Below are 18179 nucleotides of genomic sequence, written 5' to 3'. Positions count from 1 at the left end.
GACGATAGTTTCTACTCGGACAATTCCGAAAATTTGAGTTTTTTTTGTATTTTTTCGATCAGCCGTAGCAAAGTGACGCTGACATTTCCTTCCGTGATTCCCAGTAAATCGGCCACCTCTCGGTAGGGGGTCCGAGCTAAGAAATGTCCTTTTTTGCGCTTTTCTAGAAGCTTCTTTCTTTGTTCGTATTTCTTTTTGAGGGCTTGGGAGGTCTTGTCTATCTCTTGAGGGAGAATAGGGGCCTTTTTGACCGTCGCATTCTGCTTTTCCTTTAATTCCAGGATGTTCAGATATAGAGACGTAATTTTGTCTTCCATTCTGATATTTTCCTCCTCTCTTTTGGAGAGTTCGGAACGAACGGACAAAATTTTCTTTTTCAGTTCCGCTTCCGGGAGATTGGTCTTCTCCATGAGGAACGAAATCTCTTCCTCGTCTAGATTGAGGTAGTAAATATAAGAAAGTTTGAAAATGACTCTTTTTTCGATCCCGATTTCGCCTAGGACCTGGTGGAATAATTTGGTGAGTTCTTGGGCTTCTTCGACCAATTCGGGTCTTAGATCGGGTTCGTCCTCGATCGTCGCGTATTCCTTCCCTTCCTTATTTATCTTTCCAAGATTGGTGATCTTAAGTTCCCGCTTGGTCCTCTGCCAGTCTATAAGCATATTCCGCAAAACGGAATAGAACCACGTTCTAAAACTGGATTTACCTTTGAAACTGGAGAATCTTGCACCTGTTTTCAGTCGTTCAAAAGCGTAGAGAAAGAAATCTCCCGCATCGTCTTCGCTCAAATGAAAAATCTTCATCGGGAAGTTATAAATGTCCTCGGAATAGGACTCGAAGAATAACTTGAGAGCGGCCTCGTCTCCTTCTCCGCAACGGGTGACCAGATCGAGGGTTTTATCCTTTGACAAATTCATTCTTTATGTAACCTTGCACCAAAGGCCAAACGAAATGAGACGTATTATACCCCTCGTAATTCTTTTGGCCGCGTTCCATCTAAGCACCTTTGCGCAAAACGATAAAGTAATAAATTTTCTTTTCCCTGTGAAAACGGAAGGAATCGAAAATAAAGTCACTTCCGTATTCGGAGAGTCGCGAGGGGATCATTTTCATAACGGTATGGATATCGCTTCGGTCGGAGAACCGGTTTTGGCCATGGCGGAGGGAAAGATCCTTTATTCGCGGTTTGGTGAAGATGACCCTTTCGGAGAGGAGTTCGGCACCGGAAATTCCGTATGGTTGGACCACGGAAACGGAATATATTCCTCTTATTACCATTTAAAAGATACTAGGTTACCCGGCCTTTTAGACGAGCGTCTTGTTTCCGCCGGTGAGAAAATCGCCTATACGGGAAATACCGGCCATTCCAGCGGAGCGCATTTACATTTCGTTTTGCTAAAGGACTTCGGCAAGATCATAGAGGATCCGATGAAAGTCCTCATGCCTGTAGAGGATTTAACGCCTCCCGTAATCGGAAATCTACTAATCCACCAAGATGAGAATAAATACAGTCAGATCAACGACGGGGATAACATCAATATCTCCCGTGCTTTTCCTGTTACCGTCGGAATCCAAGATGCAGGCAAGAAGTCCGGTCAAAGAAGAGGTGTCGCCCAAATCCAAGTTAGCCTAAACGGCCAGCTTCTGAAAAAGGCGAGTTTCTCCGATTTGCATTACGAGAAAGGGGAATGGAAGAACCCGGAAGGATTTCCTTTTACGGATCTATATTATAAGGACCAGTATTTAATCGGTCATTTAGATTTCCGTAACGGGGAGAATTCGATCAAAGTTTTGGCCTGGGATTTTAGGCAGAATCTCTCCGAAAAAACCTTCACTTTTTACGTGAATCGCATCCGTTAATTTTGTCTTAAAAACTTCTCCCGAAGATACATATTGCAGTCGGTCGCGATCTTAACCTAAGATTCGAATCGTTTTTCCTTTTGAGAATACATTATAGGGATGACAATCGATTCCCCGGAATTACGAACGAATTCTGTCGGAAAATAATTTCCAAACGAATAATCGAATCAGGGTTTTGGCGACAGCATTTTAAAAAAAGCAATGGAGATAAGAATGAACGATTCGTTTCTATCAAAACTTCCGGAACTAAATTGGAAGAAAATCGCAATCGGCGGAGTCTTGGTATTGATACTGCTTTCCGCAAATCCTTTCGCTTGTATCCGATCCGGACATAGGGGAGTAGTTACGACCTTAGGTGCGGTATCCGAGAGAGTTTTAGGAGAAGGAGTGAATATTATCATTCCGTTTACCCAATCCGTGCATCAAATAGACGTGCGCGTCCAAAAGACCGATGTAAACTCTTCGGCTCCTTCCAAGGATCTTCAGGAGATTCATACCAAGATCACTCTCACCTACCATTTGATTCCCGGTAGTGTGAACAAATTATACCAAGAGATAGGATTGTCTTACGAGGATACGATCGTGGGTCCTGCTATCCTGGAAACGATGAAGCATGTCACGGCTCAGTTTACCGCTTCCGAACTTGTGACCAAAAGGGACGAGGTGGCCACTCATATCCAGGATTCGTTACGAGGCAAGCTTACTAAATTCTACATACAGATCGACGAGGTATCCATGAAGGATTTCGAATTTTCTAAAACGTTTTCCGATTCCATCGAGTTGAAACAAAAGGCGGAGCAAGACGCTCTTAGGGCTAAAAACGAATTGGAACGGGTTAAGGTGGAAGCCGAACAAAAAGTCGCCGAAGCCAGAGCGGAAGCCGAAGCGCTTAGACTGAAAAGCCAACAATTGACCCCTTTAATGGTGGAAATGGAAAGAATTAAGAAATGGGACGGTAAATATCCGGACACGTATATGGGTTCCGGAGCCAATACATTATTCCAGATTAAGTAAACTTAAAAGATGTCTCTCGGGAAGAGAGAATTCGCAAGCTCCCCGTTTTTATAGAGATCCGTTGGTTCGGCTTCCAACTAGCGGATCCAACTCGGAAAATGAAGAATAATGCTATTCCTTTTCTTAAAATTTCGTCTCATAATACGGAAATTCTAGGATTGAATCGCGGCAAGAAACCATGTTCGAAGTTACGGAAACACAGGATCTAAATCGAAGCATACAGTTGTTTTTTGTCTCCGTAATTACCGGCCTCTTATGCTTCGGAGTCATCGGCTTCGAGCATCTTGCCGGGAACCATACGTTTCGCCCCGGTTATACGATTGCAGGACTAGCTTCCATTCTCTCCGCATTTCTGATCTGGAGGGGCAAGTATAAGATTTCGGTCTATCTCTGCTCCGTCTGTTTTTCTTTAGCGATCGGGTTCGGTACTTTTTACGGGGCCGGATTTAAGAATGCACTCATCTGGTATCCGGTTTTCCTACTTTTTCATCTCTACTTCTTCAATCGGCAGATGACGTTTTTTGCCTTTCTGTTCTGCTTGGGTCTCATACTCGGACGGATCTTTTCCACTAGCGCGCCGGAACGTTCCGAGATCCTGGTAGATTCGATCGCGTCTTTGGGTGTCATGACCTTGTTTATCGTTTCCATCGGAGCGAATCTGGATAAATTGCTTTCGGACAAGGACGTACTCCTAAAAGAGCTGACACATCGGGTCCGAAACAATCTGCAAGTAGTATTGGATATGGTTTCCCTTTTAAAGGAATCAAACGAATCCTTGGAGACTCGTATCGCTCTCCAAACTTTGGAAAGAAGAGTGTTGGCTCTGGCTTCCGTTCATGCGATCGCTCAAAACTCGCAAGATGTGAAGCGCATTCCAGTGGGAGACGTGATCGAGAATTATCTGAATCGGATCGTTTCCAAGTATAAGGCTTTACCCGCTTTGGATCCGATCGGAAAACATTTCTTGTTGGATGTAAAGGATGCGAACCTTCTGCTATTGATTTTAGGCGAAATCATCGCGACCGTTTCCGATTCCGTAACGACTCATATCGAGGACGTTCGAATCAGCTTTAGAAATCCCAGTTTAAGCACTTTTCAATTGCAAGTGGAAGGAACCAATCTAACGGAAGGAGAATGGAGTCATTTCTCTAGATCGTTATTACGTCAACACGGGGGAGATTTGAGTATGGAGAAGAGCGGCCGAGGAAGAATTCTAGCCACATTCGGTTTGTTGAACCGTTAGATCTTAACCGCTTGTCTGGTTCCGTTTAGACCGTATACTCTCACATTATCTCCGAAACTTTCATACACAGTATCTTCTCCCAAGAGTCGAACTAAACGATCCATTAACTCCGGGTTAGGTTGTACGGAATAATGATTATGAGCTCGGATGACTTTCTTCTCTTCGTCGCCGGATATGATATGGAAATAGACTTGGGAATTTCCCTGATAGGCGGCAAGCAAGGTATGGAGTTGAGGAATGATATCCTGCATCTTTTTATGACGATCTTCCAATCTGATATGCAGGGCCTTCTCCATCTTATCTTCGATCGTAGTATCGTTCAAAATTTCGAAGCTATTCACTTTGATCTGACCTCGAAGTTCGGATTCTCCTGCTTCGATACGATCCAGATCTCCCTTTAAGAAGACAGCCTGGTCTTCCTTGATCATTTCCTTGAACTTCTGGTAGACTTTAGGAAAGGCCACGCATTCGATTTCTCCCGTGCGATCTTCCAATTTGAAGTTTACGAATTCTTCCTTCTTCTTGGTGAACTTGATTTTTAAGGAGGTCATGACTCCTGCGACCTCTACCTTGGTTCCGGCCTTAACTGTATCCAGGGTTTCGATCGGAATCGAATTCAAGCTCTTCAAATGTTTTTCGTATTTATCGAGAGGGTGGCCGGAGAGATACAGGCCGGTGAACATTTTTTCCCGGCGGAGGCGATCCTCCATCTCCCACTCGTCCGCTTCTTTAGGAAGTTTTAATTCGTAATTCAGACCGGAATCTCCGAATAGGGAGAATTGGCCTTCTTTGGATCTCTCCTGCTCTTTTTGGGCGAAGGAAACCAGGCTGTCCAAGGATTCGAATAGACATTTACGAGTGTAACCGAAGGAGTCCAACGCTCCGCCTTGTACTAAGGCTTCCAGGATCTTTTTGTTTAGGATTCTGGTATCTACGTTGATGATGAAATCTGTGATTTCTTTGAATCCGCCTAAATTCTTACGAGCCGCAATGATATTCTGAGCTGCGCCTTCTCCTACTCCTTTCATTGAAGAGATTCCGAATCGGATGGTTTGATCGTCGATTACGGAGAAAGAAACGTCCGACTCGTTTACGTCGGGAGTAAGAACGTGAATACCCATCTCTCGAGCGTTATTGATGTATTTTACGATGTCGGTGGTTTTGGAATGATCTCCCGCGAGTAACGCAGCCATATATTCCGTAGGATAATTGGCTTTCATGTAAGCGGTCTGATATGTAACTATCGCATATGCGACCGAGTGAGATTTGTTGAATCCGTAACCACCGAATTTCTCGAGCTGATCGAAAAGGTCTTCCGAGAATTTTTTAGCGTGACCTTGGGCTTGCGCACCTTCAACGAACTTCACGCGAAGAGGATCCATGAGTTCCTTCTTCTTTTTTGCCATGGCTTTACGGAGCATATCCGACTCTCCCATGGTGTATCCTCCTACAACCCGGGAGATACTCATCACCTGCTCTTGGTAGACCGTTAATCCGAAAGTTTCCTTAAGGATCGTTTCTGTGGAAGAATGAGGATAGGTGACCGGTTTTTTACCGCTCTTCCTTTCCAAATATTCCTCCAACATCCCGGATTCCATAGGGCCGGGACGATAGAGCGCGATTAACGCTACGATTTCGTCGAAATTAGAGACCTGGCTTCTGGCCACGAGATCGGTGATCCCGGTGGATTCCAGCTGGAATATACCTAAAGTATTCGCTTTTCTTAATAAAGCATAGGTGGCGGCGTCGTCGAGAGGGATTTTGTCCAAATCCAAATGGATGCCTCTTCTTTCTCGGACCAGATTAACCGCATAATTCAGGGTGGTTAAGTTTTTGAGCCCTAAGATATCCATCTTGATCAAGCCGACGGATTCTAGGTTATTTTTCTCATACTGGGTTACGATAGAGCGGACGCCGGGTTTGTCCTTTTCTGCAACCGTGGAAAGAGGGACTACTTCGTCCAAAGGAAAAGGTGAGATCACCACTCCCGCGGCGTGTCTTCCCGGTTGGCGATAGTTTCCTTCCAAGCGTTTTGCGATTGCGAAGATCTTCTTGTTCAGATCGTCCTTTTCGCTGGCCTGTTTTAGATCCGCGGACATCGCCAAGGCTTCGTCCAAAGTGATCCCCGGCTTACTCGGGCAATAGCTGGTAAGACGATTCGATTCTTCGAACGGTAGGTTCATCACACGAGCCACGTCTTTCAGTGCGGCTTTCGCACCCAAAGATCCGAATGTGATGATCTGACCGACCCGATCTTCTCCGTACTTTTGGCGGATATAATTGATCACTTCTTCCCGTCTTTCGACACAAAAGTCCGTATCGATATCCGGCATGTCCTTTCTGTCCGGATTCAAAAATCTTTCGAAGAGTAGATTGAATCGAAGCGGTTCTACGTTAGTAATCCCTAATGCATACGCTACGATGGAACCGGCGGCGGATCCTCTTCCCGGTCCTACCGGGATTCCGGTCTTCTTGGCGTAGTTGATATAATCCTGAACGATCAGGAAGTATCCGGCAAAATGCATACTCTTGATCGTGTTTAGTTCAAATTCGACTCTTTCCTTGATTTCGGGACTTACATGGGAATATCTCTGTTGGACTCCTTCCCATACTAGTTTTTCCATGAATCCGTACTCGTCGAAACCTTGAGGAACTACGAATTCAGGTAATAGATAATTTCCGAATTTGAGTTTTAGATCTATTTTATCCCGGATCTCTAAAGTGGAATAGAACGCTTGAGGCAATTCCGGAAAGAGAGCTTTCATTTCCGTCGGGCTTTTGACGTAGAAATGCTGATTGAAGCCGAACTCCATTTCGTCTTCGATATTCTTTCTCATTCCGATCCGGAGAAGAATATCCTGAGCTTCCTTGTCGTCCTTCTTCAAAAAGTGGGAATCGTTCGTGACAACGAGTTTGATTCCGCTCTTTTGGGCAAGCTCGAAGATTCCTTTCGCTACGATTTCTTGTTCCGGAATTCCGTGGTTTTGGATTTCCAGATAAAAATCCTCTTTTCGGAAGATCTCGTTCAATTTCCCCGCAAGCTGGAGAGACTCGACCGGCTTTCCTTCCAGAATTTTGCGATTCACTTCTCCGGCTAGACAGGCAGTTAAGCATACGAGACCTTCGCTATACTTGTCCAACAGATCGTAGTCGATTCTCGCCTTTTTATAAAATCCTTCCGTGTAGGATTTACTTGCGAGCTTAATTAGATTTTTGTAACCTTGTTCGTTTTTTGCGAGAAGAATGAGATGGTATGCGTTTCCGTCGGCGATTTTCATTTCCTCGGATTCCGACTTGCGGTTGGGGGAAACGTAGAATTCGCAGCCGATTATGGGTTTTACGCCGGCTTTAGTCGCCTCATTGTAAAATTCGATCGCTCCGAACATATTTCCGTGGTCTGTCATAGCCACGGAACTCATTCCGAGATCCTTCACATGCTGCATGAGCTCCTTGATTCGGATCGCTCCGTCGAGCATGGAATAGGTAGTGTGGAGGTGGAGGTGGGCGAAGTCTTCCATACCAAGGGACATAATAGAATTTCGGTCCAAACCCCGTCAAGTCCAGACAGCCGATATTCTCATAATCTTAGTCTGGAAACAAGTGTCGAAATGCCAGGATTTTTCCGTAGGAAGTCCTCGGGGTATTTTTTTCCAAAAAAACGAAAAATAGAGAAACTGGAGAGTTCCCGGTATTTTGGCGGGTAAGGGGGCAGCAAAACGAGGAGAAGAATGGCTCGAATTCAAAGTTAGAAATTTATTGAATTCGCATTGACCGGCGATACAAGAAGACATGAGAAAATTTCGGTTTCCATACTTAGTATTATCACTTTCTTTAATGGCTGGTTGTGTAACAGCGGATCGGAGTGAACGTAACCTTTCGGTAAGTAAAGCCGCTTCGGAATTATCTACCCGAGTCGTACTCCAAAAGAAACTGGATCCGATACGAGGCAAGAAGGCTGAGATTTTTGTGGAAGTATTGGATCCGGAGGCCGATTGGGTCGATGCTCTACTTTCTAATTTTGTAATCCAAGACGATCGTGCGATGTTAGTTCGACTGTCTTCTCGGTATTATTTGGTTTTTGTAAGAGTGAAGAATAAGACCGTGAATCGTGAAGTCCTGCGCTTGGCCGACTTGGAATTCGAACATGAAGGGGAGCCCTTTCGACCGCTTCCGTGGGGTGATTATCCGAAAGATCTCTCTTGCCTGAATTGGAAAGGGAATTTGAAGAATTTTTATAATGTAGGTGTCGCGACATTGACCACCGTTTTTATCGTAGGTGCGATTGCCGCCTGCGCAAAAGAAGGAAATTGCGAGGGAGTTCGACATATAGGAACGGCCTTGGATTTATCTCAATCCGGAGAAACGGATATGGCAAAAGTTTTATCGAACCCGATTTTTACGACTCGATTGGAGTTTTGGAATGAGAGAGATCCTTGGATTGTGAATCCGGGGACGGATAAGGAGTTTTTTATCCTATATCCCAAGTCCTGGACGGACAATCTCGGCTCTCGGACTTTAATGTCTCCGAATTGTTTTTAGTCGATTCGCTAAAAAGAGATTGGACGTCGTCATACGCATGGAGTCTCTTGTCTTGGAATAAAGCGCACTTATGACTAAACGAGAAAGCATATCGATCAGAGTGGCAAGTCGTTCGGACTTGGAAGAACTTACCGAATTATTCGATGCATATCGTAGATTCTACGAATTGAAATCCGACGAAACAGGTGCAAAAAAGTTTTTGGAAGACAGACTTTTACACAAGGATTCGATCCTACTAGTGGCCGACGACTCCCGTTCTCTGTTGGGGTTTCTGCAACTTTATCCTACGTTTTCCTCTCTTTCCATGAAAAGGGATTTCATTTTGAACGATCTCTATGTGAAAGAAGCGGAACGTAAGAAAGGGATTGCACGTAAATTGTTGGAAGAAGCCGCAAATACGGTGAGAAAGTCGGGAGGAAAAGGCATGGGTTTAGAAACTCATCCCGATAACCGACACGCGCGTAAATTGTACGAGACTTTCGGTTTTAAGTTCAGCGACGATTTCCTGCACTATTACTGGACCGCACCGAAGGAAAAATAGCGCCGTTGACTCTGAAATAAAAAACCCGGAGTGCGGCTCCGGAAATCGTTATTTTTTTCGAGCTTTTCTTGGGAGAGCTTTTTTTAGTATATCTTGGTTGATCTGGAATTTGTTCGGACTTACTTCGGTAATCAATTGTAATCTTAATAGCTCTTCAATGTCCCGATCTATGGTTTTATCGGATAGTTCTCGATAAATTAAAGCAAGATCTCTCGATAGCAGGGTTATTTCCTGTTTGGAAACGGGACTATCATAGGGCATAGATAACACCAAATTTCTTCTTCTTTTGTTTACGTTTTCGTTTTTTGCCGTTAAAGTTTCATTATTAAACGTATCGTGAATGTATCCGCGCCAGAAGACTTCGACCTGAGACTTATTGATCATTGACACGACTTTTTTGAGACCATCCAGATAACCTTTTACTGCGTAAGCGATAAACTCGGATAGGTCGCCGGTTTTCGTAGATTTATCCAAATGGGCGTAATACTCCGGCCTTGTTTCATTATAAAAATTAGATAGAATATGCGATGCAAAATCCGGATTTCCGGCCCTTAATAGGATATAAAATTCTAATAGTCGAGCAGTTCTGCCGTTTCCGTCGCTAAAAGGGTGAATCCATGCTATATAAACGTGAGAGACTATCGATTGAATAACGATTTCTGCAAAACTTTGGCCTTTTTCAAAGTGGAAGTATTCCTTCATCCAAATGCAGAAATTCTTCATTAACGTTTCGATTAGCTGGTGATCGGGAGGTCTGTATTTTCCTACGACGACATTTTCTTTTCTGAATTGCCCGGGAATCGCCTTAAAAATTTCTCCTAAGTTCTTTCCAACTTTCGCATGGAGATCTTTTATTAATTCGGATGATAAAAGATGAGTGTCCCCTTCGATGACTTGAGTGAGAATGCTATTAAAAGCTTCTAATATATTTCTGACTTCTTGCGCCTGATATTCTTTGCTCGGGGAGAGTTCCTTTCCTTCCATCAATTGATTGATTTCGTCTTCGGAGAGAGTGTTCCCCTCTATAGCGGTCGTGGACTGCGCACCTTTGATTAAGGATACATTTAAGAGTTTTCTTCTATAATTTGGAAAAATAGGCGTCTCTGATAATGTAAGAATAAATGCCTCACATTGTCCAAGTGCATGTAGGGTGGCTGGGTTGATTGTCCAGTTGGGCTTAAATGAAATATGAGACTGATTAGACATAAATCAAATCCTTTATGCAGGCAGGGTTTGGACAAAAAACAGCCTATTTTTGTCCAAAAAAATGTCCAATAGTTTGTCTATAGGTGTTTGCTTTTTGTTCGGGCGGAAAGCTTAATCCACCTCGGCCTTCCTGAATAAAAAGTCTCCTTAAGAATCGGAATGGCGCATGAATTCTCTCTAGAAGGATTCATGCGTCAAGGCCTCTTAACCCTTAGGAGGAAGTGGTCCCAATTTATCCAAAAGCATTTGGTTCACTAAATTCGGATCCGCCTTTCCTTTGGAGACTTTCATCACATAGCCTACGATCGCACCCAAGGCTCTGTCTTTACCGGATTTGTATTTTTGGACCGCATCTTCGTTGGCTGCAATCGCCTCGTCCACGATTCTTTCAATTTCCTTGTCATCCCGTACTACGATCAGATTTTTTTCCGTTACGATCGCCTCCGGATCTTTGTCGCTATTAAGAAGTTCTTCGAAGACCGTTTTGCCGATCTTGCCGGAAATCTTTCCGTCTACGATCAGTTTTACCAATCCCCCGATCCGCTCCGGCCCAACTTTAAATTCGGAAATCGTAATGCTTTCTTTGTTTACGATTCCCAATACTTCGTCCTTGACCCAGTTGGAAGTACGTTTCGCATCTCCGGAAACTTTGAGAGCGTCTTCGAAGTAATCGGCAATCTCTCTTTCGGCGGTTAGAACGTCCGCATCGTATTTAGGGAGGCCGAGTTTATCCACGAAGCGATCCCTTCTCGCATCCGGAAGTTCCGGAAGGGTTTTGCGGATATCCTCCACGTCTTTTTGGCTGAGTATAACGGAAGGAAGATCCGGGTCCGGAAAATACCTGTAATCGTGACTCATCTCTTTGGTTCTCATCGTTACCGTGATATTAGAGGCGGAATCCCAAAGTTTTGTCTGCTGTTGGAAAGTTTTGCCTTGGGAATACATATCCCTTTGCCACTCGACTTCGTAATCGATGGCGGCTTTTACCGCTTTAAAGGAGTTTAGGTTTTTGATTTCCACTCTGGTCCCGAACTTATCGGAGCCCTTTGGACGAATGGAAACGTTGGCGTCGCAACGAAGGGAACCTTCTTCCATATTACAATCGGAAACTCTAATATACCTTAGGACGGATTTCAGAGCCAACAGGTAATGATAAGCCTCGTCGGAGGATCTCATCTCCGGTTCGGAAACGATTTCAATGAGCGGGGTTCCGGCCCGATTCAGATCCACATAGGATTGCGGTATATTCGGATCGGCGGAGTGGATAAGTTTACCGGCATCTTCTTCTATATGGATCCTAGTCAGGTTTACGAATTTGGGTTTGTCTTCTCCCTTTACGGTAAAAGAGATCCCGCCGCCCGTGCAGATTGGTCTATCGAATTGTGAGATTTGGTATCCTTTGGGAAGGTCGGGATAAAAATAATTCTTTCGATCGAATTTGGTATGAAGAGTGATATCGGATCCGAACGCCAGTCCGGCCATGATTGCTTTGCTTAAGGCCTCTTCGTTCAGGACCGGTAGGGAACCCGGTAATCCCAGGCATACCGGGGAAACTTGTGAATTGGGTGGGGCTCCGAATTTGGAAGGACTGTCCGAAAAGACTTTGGAATTCGTGTTGAGCTGCGCGTGCACTTCCAAACCGATTACTACTTCATACTCCACTGGGTACCCCTTTCCTCTATTTTGCCGGACGGAGTTTTCTCCTTGTCCTTGAAATTTTAGAGGCGTATGGAGTTATTCTCCGAAGCGGACCAGTACGGGCAACGGATTTTTGGATGAAACACACTCTTTGCATCGCGAATCAGAAAGGAGGGGTCGGAAAAACCACCACATCGGTTCACTTGGCGGTCGGTCTGGCCCAAAAGGGCGAAAGAGTTCTGCTCGTGGATTTGGACGCTCAGAATAACGCCACATCCGTCTTTCCGGAGTATTCCGCAGATAAGCAAAAGGACTCCTTTTTGATTTTCAGCGAGAAGGTTCCCGTCCGAGAAATCGTGATACCTACTCGGATCGAAGGATTAAGTCTTTTGCCCGCATCTTCCCGACTCTCCCAAATTGACATTCTTCTCTCCGGAAAATTGGACGGATTCTTCCTACTCAAAGAAGCCTTGGAAAAAGAGTCGGAAACTTACAATTGGGTCGTGATCGATTGTCCTCCCAGTCTTTCTTCGATCACAATGAACGCCTTCGTCGCAGCCACCGGACTCATCGTACCTCTACAAGTTTCCAAATTCTCTTTGGACGGAATCGAAGCGATCTTGGAAGCGAAATCGAATATAGTAAAACGTTTCAATTCGGAGTTTAAGATTCTGGGAGCCCTATTGACACTTTTCCAGGCAAGGACGACGATGTCTCAAACTGTGGTTCCTATGATCCGCGAACATCTCTCCTTGTTCGAGGCAAAGATTCCCCCGTCTGTGGCTGTGGAAGAAGCTCATCTTTTGAATCGATCTCTATTCGAATACCAACCTAAAAATAAGGCAGCCAAGGCTTATTCTCAATTCACGGAAGAGGTATTCTCTCTTGGCTAAGAAGTCGGATTCCAAAAAAGAACTCCTAAAAAAAGCGGCCGGAGATGCGGTCCGAAAAAGTCTGAGCGGAGAAGTTTCCAAAAGCAAAGAGCCGGTTCGTGAGGAGCCTTCCCTTCGGGAGAATCGACCGTCGGAGCCTAGAAGGAACGTTGCGGAACCTTCTCCCGCTTCCGAGGGGGAAAAACAATTGCCCAAAAAAGAGCCCCTCTTCAAGGTACACAACAGTATGAGGATAGAAGAATACACCCAAAACGGACTTCGGGAGTCCAACGGGAATAAAAAGTGGATCCGAATTTTCGGGGTAGTTCTTTTCGTTCTGCTAGTTTGGTGGATTTGGCCTTCCAAGCATGAGATCTATATGGACGTGGAAAAAATGAGTCCGGAAAAGGTTTCAAGCATGAGTTCCGAGAAGGAATACCATTTTGCCCACGGTCAGGAATTTTTCATCTATTACAAAAGAGGCGGTTGGTTTTCACCCGATAAACTCAAACTGACCATTTACAAGACCGACGATAATAAAGCAGAGATCAGCGTTCAGGAAAAGGAATCCAAACGCAGGATCGAAAAATGGCAGACTTATTACGACGATTCCTTCTTCGACGACGAGGGAACTTACGAGGTCGAGATTAAGAACGAGGACGACGAAGTGCTCGTTACTAAGAAGTTCACCATCGACTGATGAAGAAAATTCTTCTAATTATCTTTCTATATTCCATCCTATTCTCCTGCGACAAGTCGGATCGCCCTTCCGGTCTTCCTGAAAGCGCTAAATACGATAAGAATATGAACGCATACGTATCGGAAGAGGCTTCGGTCTCCAAGATATATTATGAAAATGGAAAGTTATATTCGGAATGTCCTTTGGACGGGGCAAAAGTATATCACGGACTTTGTAAGACCTATCTACGTTCCGAGGACGGATTGGCTTCGCAGGGAAAATACGAGCACGGACAAAAAGTGGGGGAATGGATCTGGTATTTCCCCAACGGCAAGGTCTATATCCGTCAAAAGTTCGGGACAGGCGAAAGAGATCCTTCCGCAGTGTTCAACGGAGACGAGGGAAACGAAGAAGGTACCTACGAAAGATACTACTCCGACGGAACCTTGGAAATAAAAGGCAATTATAAGAGCGGATTGAAATCCGATTTTTGGCAAAAGTTCTTCAAAGACGGAGAATTGGAATACTCCGGATATTATTCCAAAGGAAACAAGATCAGAACTTGGTTCTATTATTTTCCGAACCGGGAAACGGAATCCGTGGAAGTCTTCGACGACCAAGGAAAGTTTCTTTCTAGAACCGTGTATTCTCCGAACGGAAAAAAACTCTGCGAAACGGATTCTTCCGGCGCTCATTGCGGATGAGATAAGAGATTGGAATTTCAGAATTCTCGCTTGGAAAGAATTCTAAGCTGGTCTTTCATTCTACTCACCTTCTACGTAAGTTTTTATCTGACTCTTACACATTACGCGGAAGAAGGACTATTGCTTTCCATTCTGATCACTCATTTGGGAATCTATACTGCGTTCAGAAGGGTACTGCATAGATATTCCTACGCAGTACTCGCATTCTCGCACGTGTTGATCTGTTATTGGATCGGGAAGAACGCCTTAGAGGTTCTGTCCGCTATTGATAAGTGGAAACAAGGATTCTAAGATTCCGAAATCGATTTCCAGCAGTCCCAATAAAAAGACCACGAAAACGATCACAAGGCTTAGAACTAAAAGGATCATTAATACGATCCGGATCAATCTAAGCTGGAGATAGCTGACTCCCAACGCGAGATTCTGGTATTTTCCCAATTCCGCGCTTTTTCCGAACTTTAGGTAATTCTTAATATAGAATACAGATAGAAGAATGATGGAGAGAATCAGAAGGATTCCGAACTGATCGGTATAATTCTTTTGGATCACGAAAAGAGGGATATAGATCAAGTTTCCGATTAGGGTCCCGAGGCCTACGATCCCTAAGAAATGTAAAAAAGGATGCCACCAGGAATCGTTCGCTTTGGATCCAGGTCTGAATTCCGCCTCGTCTTCCCGAAGATTTCGCAGGGAGGAGAAACGGTCGGCCGTTTTCTTGCCGAAAGTTCTGCCTATGATGATGAATAAATACAGGAGGCCGATCACCCACCCGAAGGAAAAGAGTAGGATAGGCAGGGCCCAAATGGCTGTCTGAGGATTCCTTATCGCCGCCGCAAGAAGGGTTGGCATTACAGAAATCGCATATGCGATTCCGAGGGCATACAGCACCCGATTCAAAAATGCGAAGAAGAATGCCCTAAAATATAAGGAAAGAAAGGAAGTGCAGGAAAGGATTGCGAGAAAAACGTAAAAGAAGATCTGCAATTTTTGCCCGATCAATACTCTTCCTAACCTGTCCTTAGTATCTTCCGGTTGGGAATCGTTGGGAAGATCGGGATCTTCTATTTCTGCTAAGACTTTCTGGGTAAGCAGCAACTGGGAAATAGCTCCCCCTTGGAAATAGAATCCGCTGGCCGGTTCCTTTCCGGTTCCGTCAAGAAGAGCTTCCATAGTGGATGTATCGTTCGCATCCAGAAACGTGGGTTGTAGGATGAGTTGGAAAACGCTGATCAAAAAAAGAAAGAAAGGAATAATATATGCGATGATTAATTTCGAATTCGTTTTCATGCTATGTTATCGATAAAGGCCAGGATTTTTCTCTTTTGGATTCCAACTATCCAAAAAGTTCAGAAAAGAAAGACGAAAACGGCGACCATTCCGATTCCGACCACTCCTAAAGCGATCAACACGGTTAGAAGAAGACTGGATTCTCCCGCTTCCATGGAAGCTGAGGAAACCGACGAAGTAGAACCTCCGCCGGATCGGGAAATCGGTTTTTCACCAGTATAAGGTCTTACTTTTACAGAATTCTCTTCTTCGTAGATTTTTCCGAAGACATCCGTTCCGATTTTAACGATGGTTTCGTTTTCCACGCCTTTATTTTCCGTAGCAACTACGGTCGCCGGTACGGGCTTAATGGTTCCGTCTTCCGTCTTCAATTTCATTCCGTCTATGATCCCCATGGTGGTGGGATCGTTTCCGATGAGTTGTACCACGATCTGATCACCGGGTCTCAATTGATTCACCGGAATTCCGGAGACGGGAGAAAGAATGAATTTGAATTGTACTCTGGTAGCATTTGCGGGAATGGAAGCGTCGATTCCGGTGGGCGGGCCGCCTATAGGAATAACGGGGGCGCTTTCTTCCGATGAGATTTCAGGACTTGTCTCTTCCTGCTCCAGAGTTTCGATGGATTGACGGGAAGTTCCGACCTCGTCTATCTTGCTTCGATCGATCAATCCGTACCAAAGTTGGATATCCGGTTTGGAATTTCCCATGGCTTGGTTTCCGATTTGGTTGATCAGGTATCGGATCTTCTCGTCTTCTCTCTTATTGATATAATGGATCAACTGCTCCATGAAGTCGTCGGAACGTCCGCTGGTTTGGAAGAGTTCTTGGAGTTTGTTCGTGAGATTCTTAAGCTGCTTTCCTTCGTATTTTATCTTTTGGCAGATATTACCCACGTCCTTAAAGGTGGTTCCGGACAGAGGGATATTTATCAATTCGCTGTTTCCGACCGCAACTACCTCGAATCGATCGATTCGGCTCGCTGCCGGATCCACGATCCCCCCGAATAGGATATACAAAGACGAGCTCGTGTCTCTAGATTGAAATAAAAGCGAATAAACTTGGTCGGCAGCCATATAATTTTTGAAGGAAAAACCGATACTACGTTATGGTATAAAGAGTATCGACTTTTTTTTGACATCCTGCGTCGAAATCTTATAATTGTCAAACTAAGGAAATTTGCGGAGATGTTTAATTTCGCCCGCTTTAAGAATGAACTTCCTCGTTAAACGATTCCCTTTAATCCTTCTTCTTACCTCCCGTTATATTCGCGGTTCTCGAGTTACCGGCCTACTTTCCCTAAAATCCAGGGTTTCTTTCGTGGTAATGGCGGTGGGTGTATCTTTGCTCATCGTAGTGCTTTCGATTTTCAACGGATTCCAGAGACAATTGAAGGAATCCCTTTGGCAAGGCGGAGAACATATCACGATCGAGAGTAGCTCCAACGGCGGAGAGATCCGAGACTACGAAAAAATCATCGAATTCATCCATAAGACTCCCGAGTTGAATGAACGTATCATCGCGGTAGAGGGAGGGATCCAGAGTCACGGTCTGATCCAGAAATACAATATCTTCTACCCCGTTCTCATCAAGGCTGTTCCGGTCCCTAGCGTGGACGATCTGCTTGCCAATAAACTGCATAATTTCCCGAGGGTGGTCCATTATAATCGGGACGAGCTCGGCCAGATGAACCGGGAAAATTTCATCATTCTCGGAAAGGAGATGGAAGGCCTTTACAATTTCGGACTAGGTAAGCAGCTCACATTAGCGGTTCCGGGCGGAAGGTTTTCCTTAGGCAAAGGAGTCGAGGTCAGCGTGGAGAATTTCCGAGTCTCCGGATTCTTCAAGACCGGAAACTATAAGTTCGATTCCAGCTTCGTGTATATGGCCTTGCCGACCGCTCAAAAGTTTTTTAAAATGCGCAACTCAGTGAATCAGATCACGATCAAGGTTAAGTCTCTCGACGATCTGAGTTTCTGTAAAAGAAAACTGCATCGACTCTTCAGCGAGGCGGAATTCGAAAATGCGGTGGAGTCTTCTTCTTCCCTTTCGGTCCGCACGATCGCGGAGGAGCAGGAAAATCTATTGGCCGCGCTTAGATTGGAAAAAACGATTATTTCCATCATCGTATTCTTATTCATCATTCTCGCCGCTCTGGGCATGGTAGCTTCGGTTTATTCTCTCGTGAGAGCCAAACGTAAGTCCATCGGAGTACTTAAAGCGCTGGGAATTCCTTCCTCCGACATTCTTCTTATCTTTACCATGAACGCGATGCTTGTGGGGATTCTTGCTTCGCTGACCGGCGGGGTGACCGGGATCTTTCTCGCCAATTCCTTGGAGAGCATCATCGGAGCAATCGAGGAAGTTTGCAATTCCTTGGGGCCGGGACTTTGGACTCTCATGGATAAGGATTGGACTCCCGTGGAGTTGGTCCCTAAGAGAATCTATTATTTCGATAAATTGCCTGTGGATATCAATATAGCGTTCATCTTTATGGTGACTACTGCCGCAACGATTCTGTCCGGGATCGCGGGATATTTTCCCGCAAGATGGGCCGCGAGCCTGAATCCTGTGGATACGATAAGGAACGACTAAC

Annotated in this window: 16 protein-coding genes; 10 read left to right on the top strand and 6 right to left on the bottom strand. The window is 44.9% G+C overall.

The genetic code is table 11. The annotated features are described in order from the left end of the window. Positions 1-11 precede the first annotated feature (11 nt). Positions 12-917: an RNA polymerase sigma factor gene (locus tag LEP1GSC061_RS14025; protein ID WP_016546370.1), complete on the bottom strand. Its 906-nt coding sequence runs from the start codon at positions 915-917 to the stop codon at positions 12-14. A 34-nt stretch (positions 918-951) separates the two neighbouring features. On the opposite strand from LEP1GSC061_RS14025, the gene LEP1GSC061_RS14020 reads away from it, so the two are divergent. From LEP1GSC061_RS14020 to LEP1GSC061_RS14010, 3 genes are all read left to right on the top strand, one after another. Then, on the top strand, positions 952-1860 hold the full coding sequence (locus LEP1GSC061_RS14020; protein WP_040508882.1) for a M23 family metallopeptidase: 909 nt from the start codon (positions 952-954) through the stop codon (positions 1858-1860). 213 nt (positions 1861-2073) lie between these two features. After that, positions 2074-2874, top strand: coding sequence for a prohibitin family protein (locus LEP1GSC061_RS14015; protein ID WP_016546705.1), 801 nt, complete (start codon positions 2074-2076; stop codon positions 2872-2874). Between the two features lie 178 nt (positions 2875-3052). Next, positions 3053-4117 carry a histidine kinase dimerization/phosphoacceptor domain -containing protein gene (locus LEP1GSC061_RS14010; protein WP_016546056.1) on the top strand — a complete coding sequence of 355 codons (1065 nt, stop codon included), beginning with the start codon at positions 3053-3055 and terminating at the stop codon, positions 4115-4117. Here the strand turns inward: LEP1GSC061_RS14010 and dnaE are convergent. Beyond that, the gene (gene dnaE, locus LEP1GSC061_RS14005) at positions 4114-7635 is read right to left on the bottom strand and encodes a DNA polymerase III subunit alpha (RefSeq protein WP_198014277.1); all 3522 of its coding nucleotides are present in this window, start codon (positions 7633-7635) and stop codon (positions 4114-4116) included. The genes LEP1GSC061_RS14010 and dnaE overlap by 4 nt on opposite strands. 316 nt (positions 7636-7951) lie before the next feature. Between dnaE and LEP1GSC061_RS13995 the strand changes: the two genes are divergently transcribed. Together LEP1GSC061_RS13995 and LEP1GSC061_RS13990 are read left to right on the top strand one after the other, a co-directional pair. Then, positions 7952-8656 carry a hypothetical protein gene (locus LEP1GSC061_RS13995; protein ID WP_135699800.1) on the top strand — a complete coding sequence of 235 codons (705 nt, stop codon included), beginning with the start codon at positions 7952-7954 and terminating at the stop codon, positions 8654-8656. 70 nt (positions 8657-8726) lie between these two features. Beyond that, a complete protein-coding gene (locus LEP1GSC061_RS13990) occupies positions 8727-9197 on the top strand; it encodes a GNAT family N-acetyltransferase (RefSeq protein ID WP_040508879.1) in 471 nt (156 codons plus the stop codon). Positions 9198-9245: 48 nt separating this feature from the next. Here LEP1GSC061_RS13990 and LEP1GSC061_RS13985 read toward each other — a convergent pair whose 3' ends face one another. Beyond that, a complete protein-coding gene (locus LEP1GSC061_RS13985) occupies positions 9246-10403 on the bottom strand; it encodes a Fic family protein (protein ID WP_016546640.1) in 1158 nt (385 codons plus the stop codon). A 204-nt stretch (positions 10404-10607) separates the two neighbouring features. After that, positions 10608-12065 (bottom strand): Asp-tRNA(Asn)/Glu-tRNA(Gln) amidotransferase subunit GatB, encoded by a 1458-nt coding sequence (gatB, locus tag LEP1GSC061_RS13980; RefSeq protein ID WP_016546643.1) that lies wholly within the window; start codon positions 12063-12065, stop codon positions 10608-10610. Positions 12066-12178: 113 nt separating this feature from the next. On the opposite strand from gatB, the gene LEP1GSC061_RS13975 reads away from it, so the two are divergent. The 4 genes from LEP1GSC061_RS13975 to LEP1GSC061_RS13960 are packed head-to-tail and all read left to right on the top strand — an operon-like array spanning position 12179 to position 14587. After that, the gene (locus tag LEP1GSC061_RS13975) at positions 12179-12934 is read left to right on the top strand and encodes a ParA family protein (protein WP_016546436.1); all 756 of its coding nucleotides are present in this window, start codon (positions 12179-12181) and stop codon (positions 12932-12934) included. Continuing rightward, entirely contained in the window at positions 12927-13613 is a 687-nt protein-coding gene (locus LEP1GSC061_RS13970) for a hypothetical protein (protein WP_016546269.1), read from the top strand. Before LEP1GSC061_RS13975 ends, LEP1GSC061_RS13970 begins: the two co-directional genes overlap by 8 nt. Beyond that, a complete protein-coding gene (locus LEP1GSC061_RS13965) occupies positions 13613-14296 on the top strand; it encodes a toxin-antitoxin system YwqK family antitoxin (protein WP_016546168.1) in 684 nt (227 codons plus the stop codon). The genes LEP1GSC061_RS13970 and LEP1GSC061_RS13965 overlap by 1 nt, the downstream gene beginning before the upstream one ends. A 9-nt stretch (positions 14297-14305) precedes the next feature. Continuing rightward, entirely contained in the window at positions 14306-14587 is a 282-nt protein-coding gene (locus tag LEP1GSC061_RS13960; protein ID WP_016546509.1) for a hypothetical protein, read from the top strand. Here the strand turns inward: LEP1GSC061_RS13960 and LEP1GSC061_RS13955 are convergent. After that, positions 14543-15583 carry an LIC_10230 family protein gene (locus LEP1GSC061_RS13955; RefSeq protein ID WP_016546632.1) on the bottom strand — a complete coding sequence of 347 codons (1041 nt, stop codon included), beginning with the start codon at positions 15581-15583 and terminating at the stop codon, positions 14543-14545. The genes LEP1GSC061_RS13960 and LEP1GSC061_RS13955 overlap by 45 nt on opposite strands. Positions 15584-15642: 59 nt before the next feature. After that, on the bottom strand, positions 15643-16659 hold the full coding sequence (locus tag LEP1GSC061_RS13950; RefSeq protein WP_040508878.1) for a hypothetical protein: 1017 nt from the start codon (positions 16657-16659) through the stop codon (positions 15643-15645). Positions 16660-16795: 136 nt separating this feature from the next. Between LEP1GSC061_RS13950 and LEP1GSC061_RS13945 the strand changes: the two genes are divergently transcribed. Beyond that, entirely contained in the window at positions 16796-18178 is a 1383-nt protein-coding gene (locus tag LEP1GSC061_RS13945) for an ABC transporter permease (protein ID WP_016546642.1), read from the top strand. Position 18179: the final 1 nt, after the last annotated feature.

The sequence above is a fragment of the Leptospira wolffii serovar Khorat str. Khorat-H2 genome, from assembly GCF_000306115.2.
Taxonomy (GTDB): domain Bacteria; phylum Spirochaetota; class Leptospiria; order Leptospirales; family Leptospiraceae; genus Leptospira_B; species Leptospira_B wolffii.
This window is presented reverse-complemented; position numbering and strand designations above follow the sequence as displayed.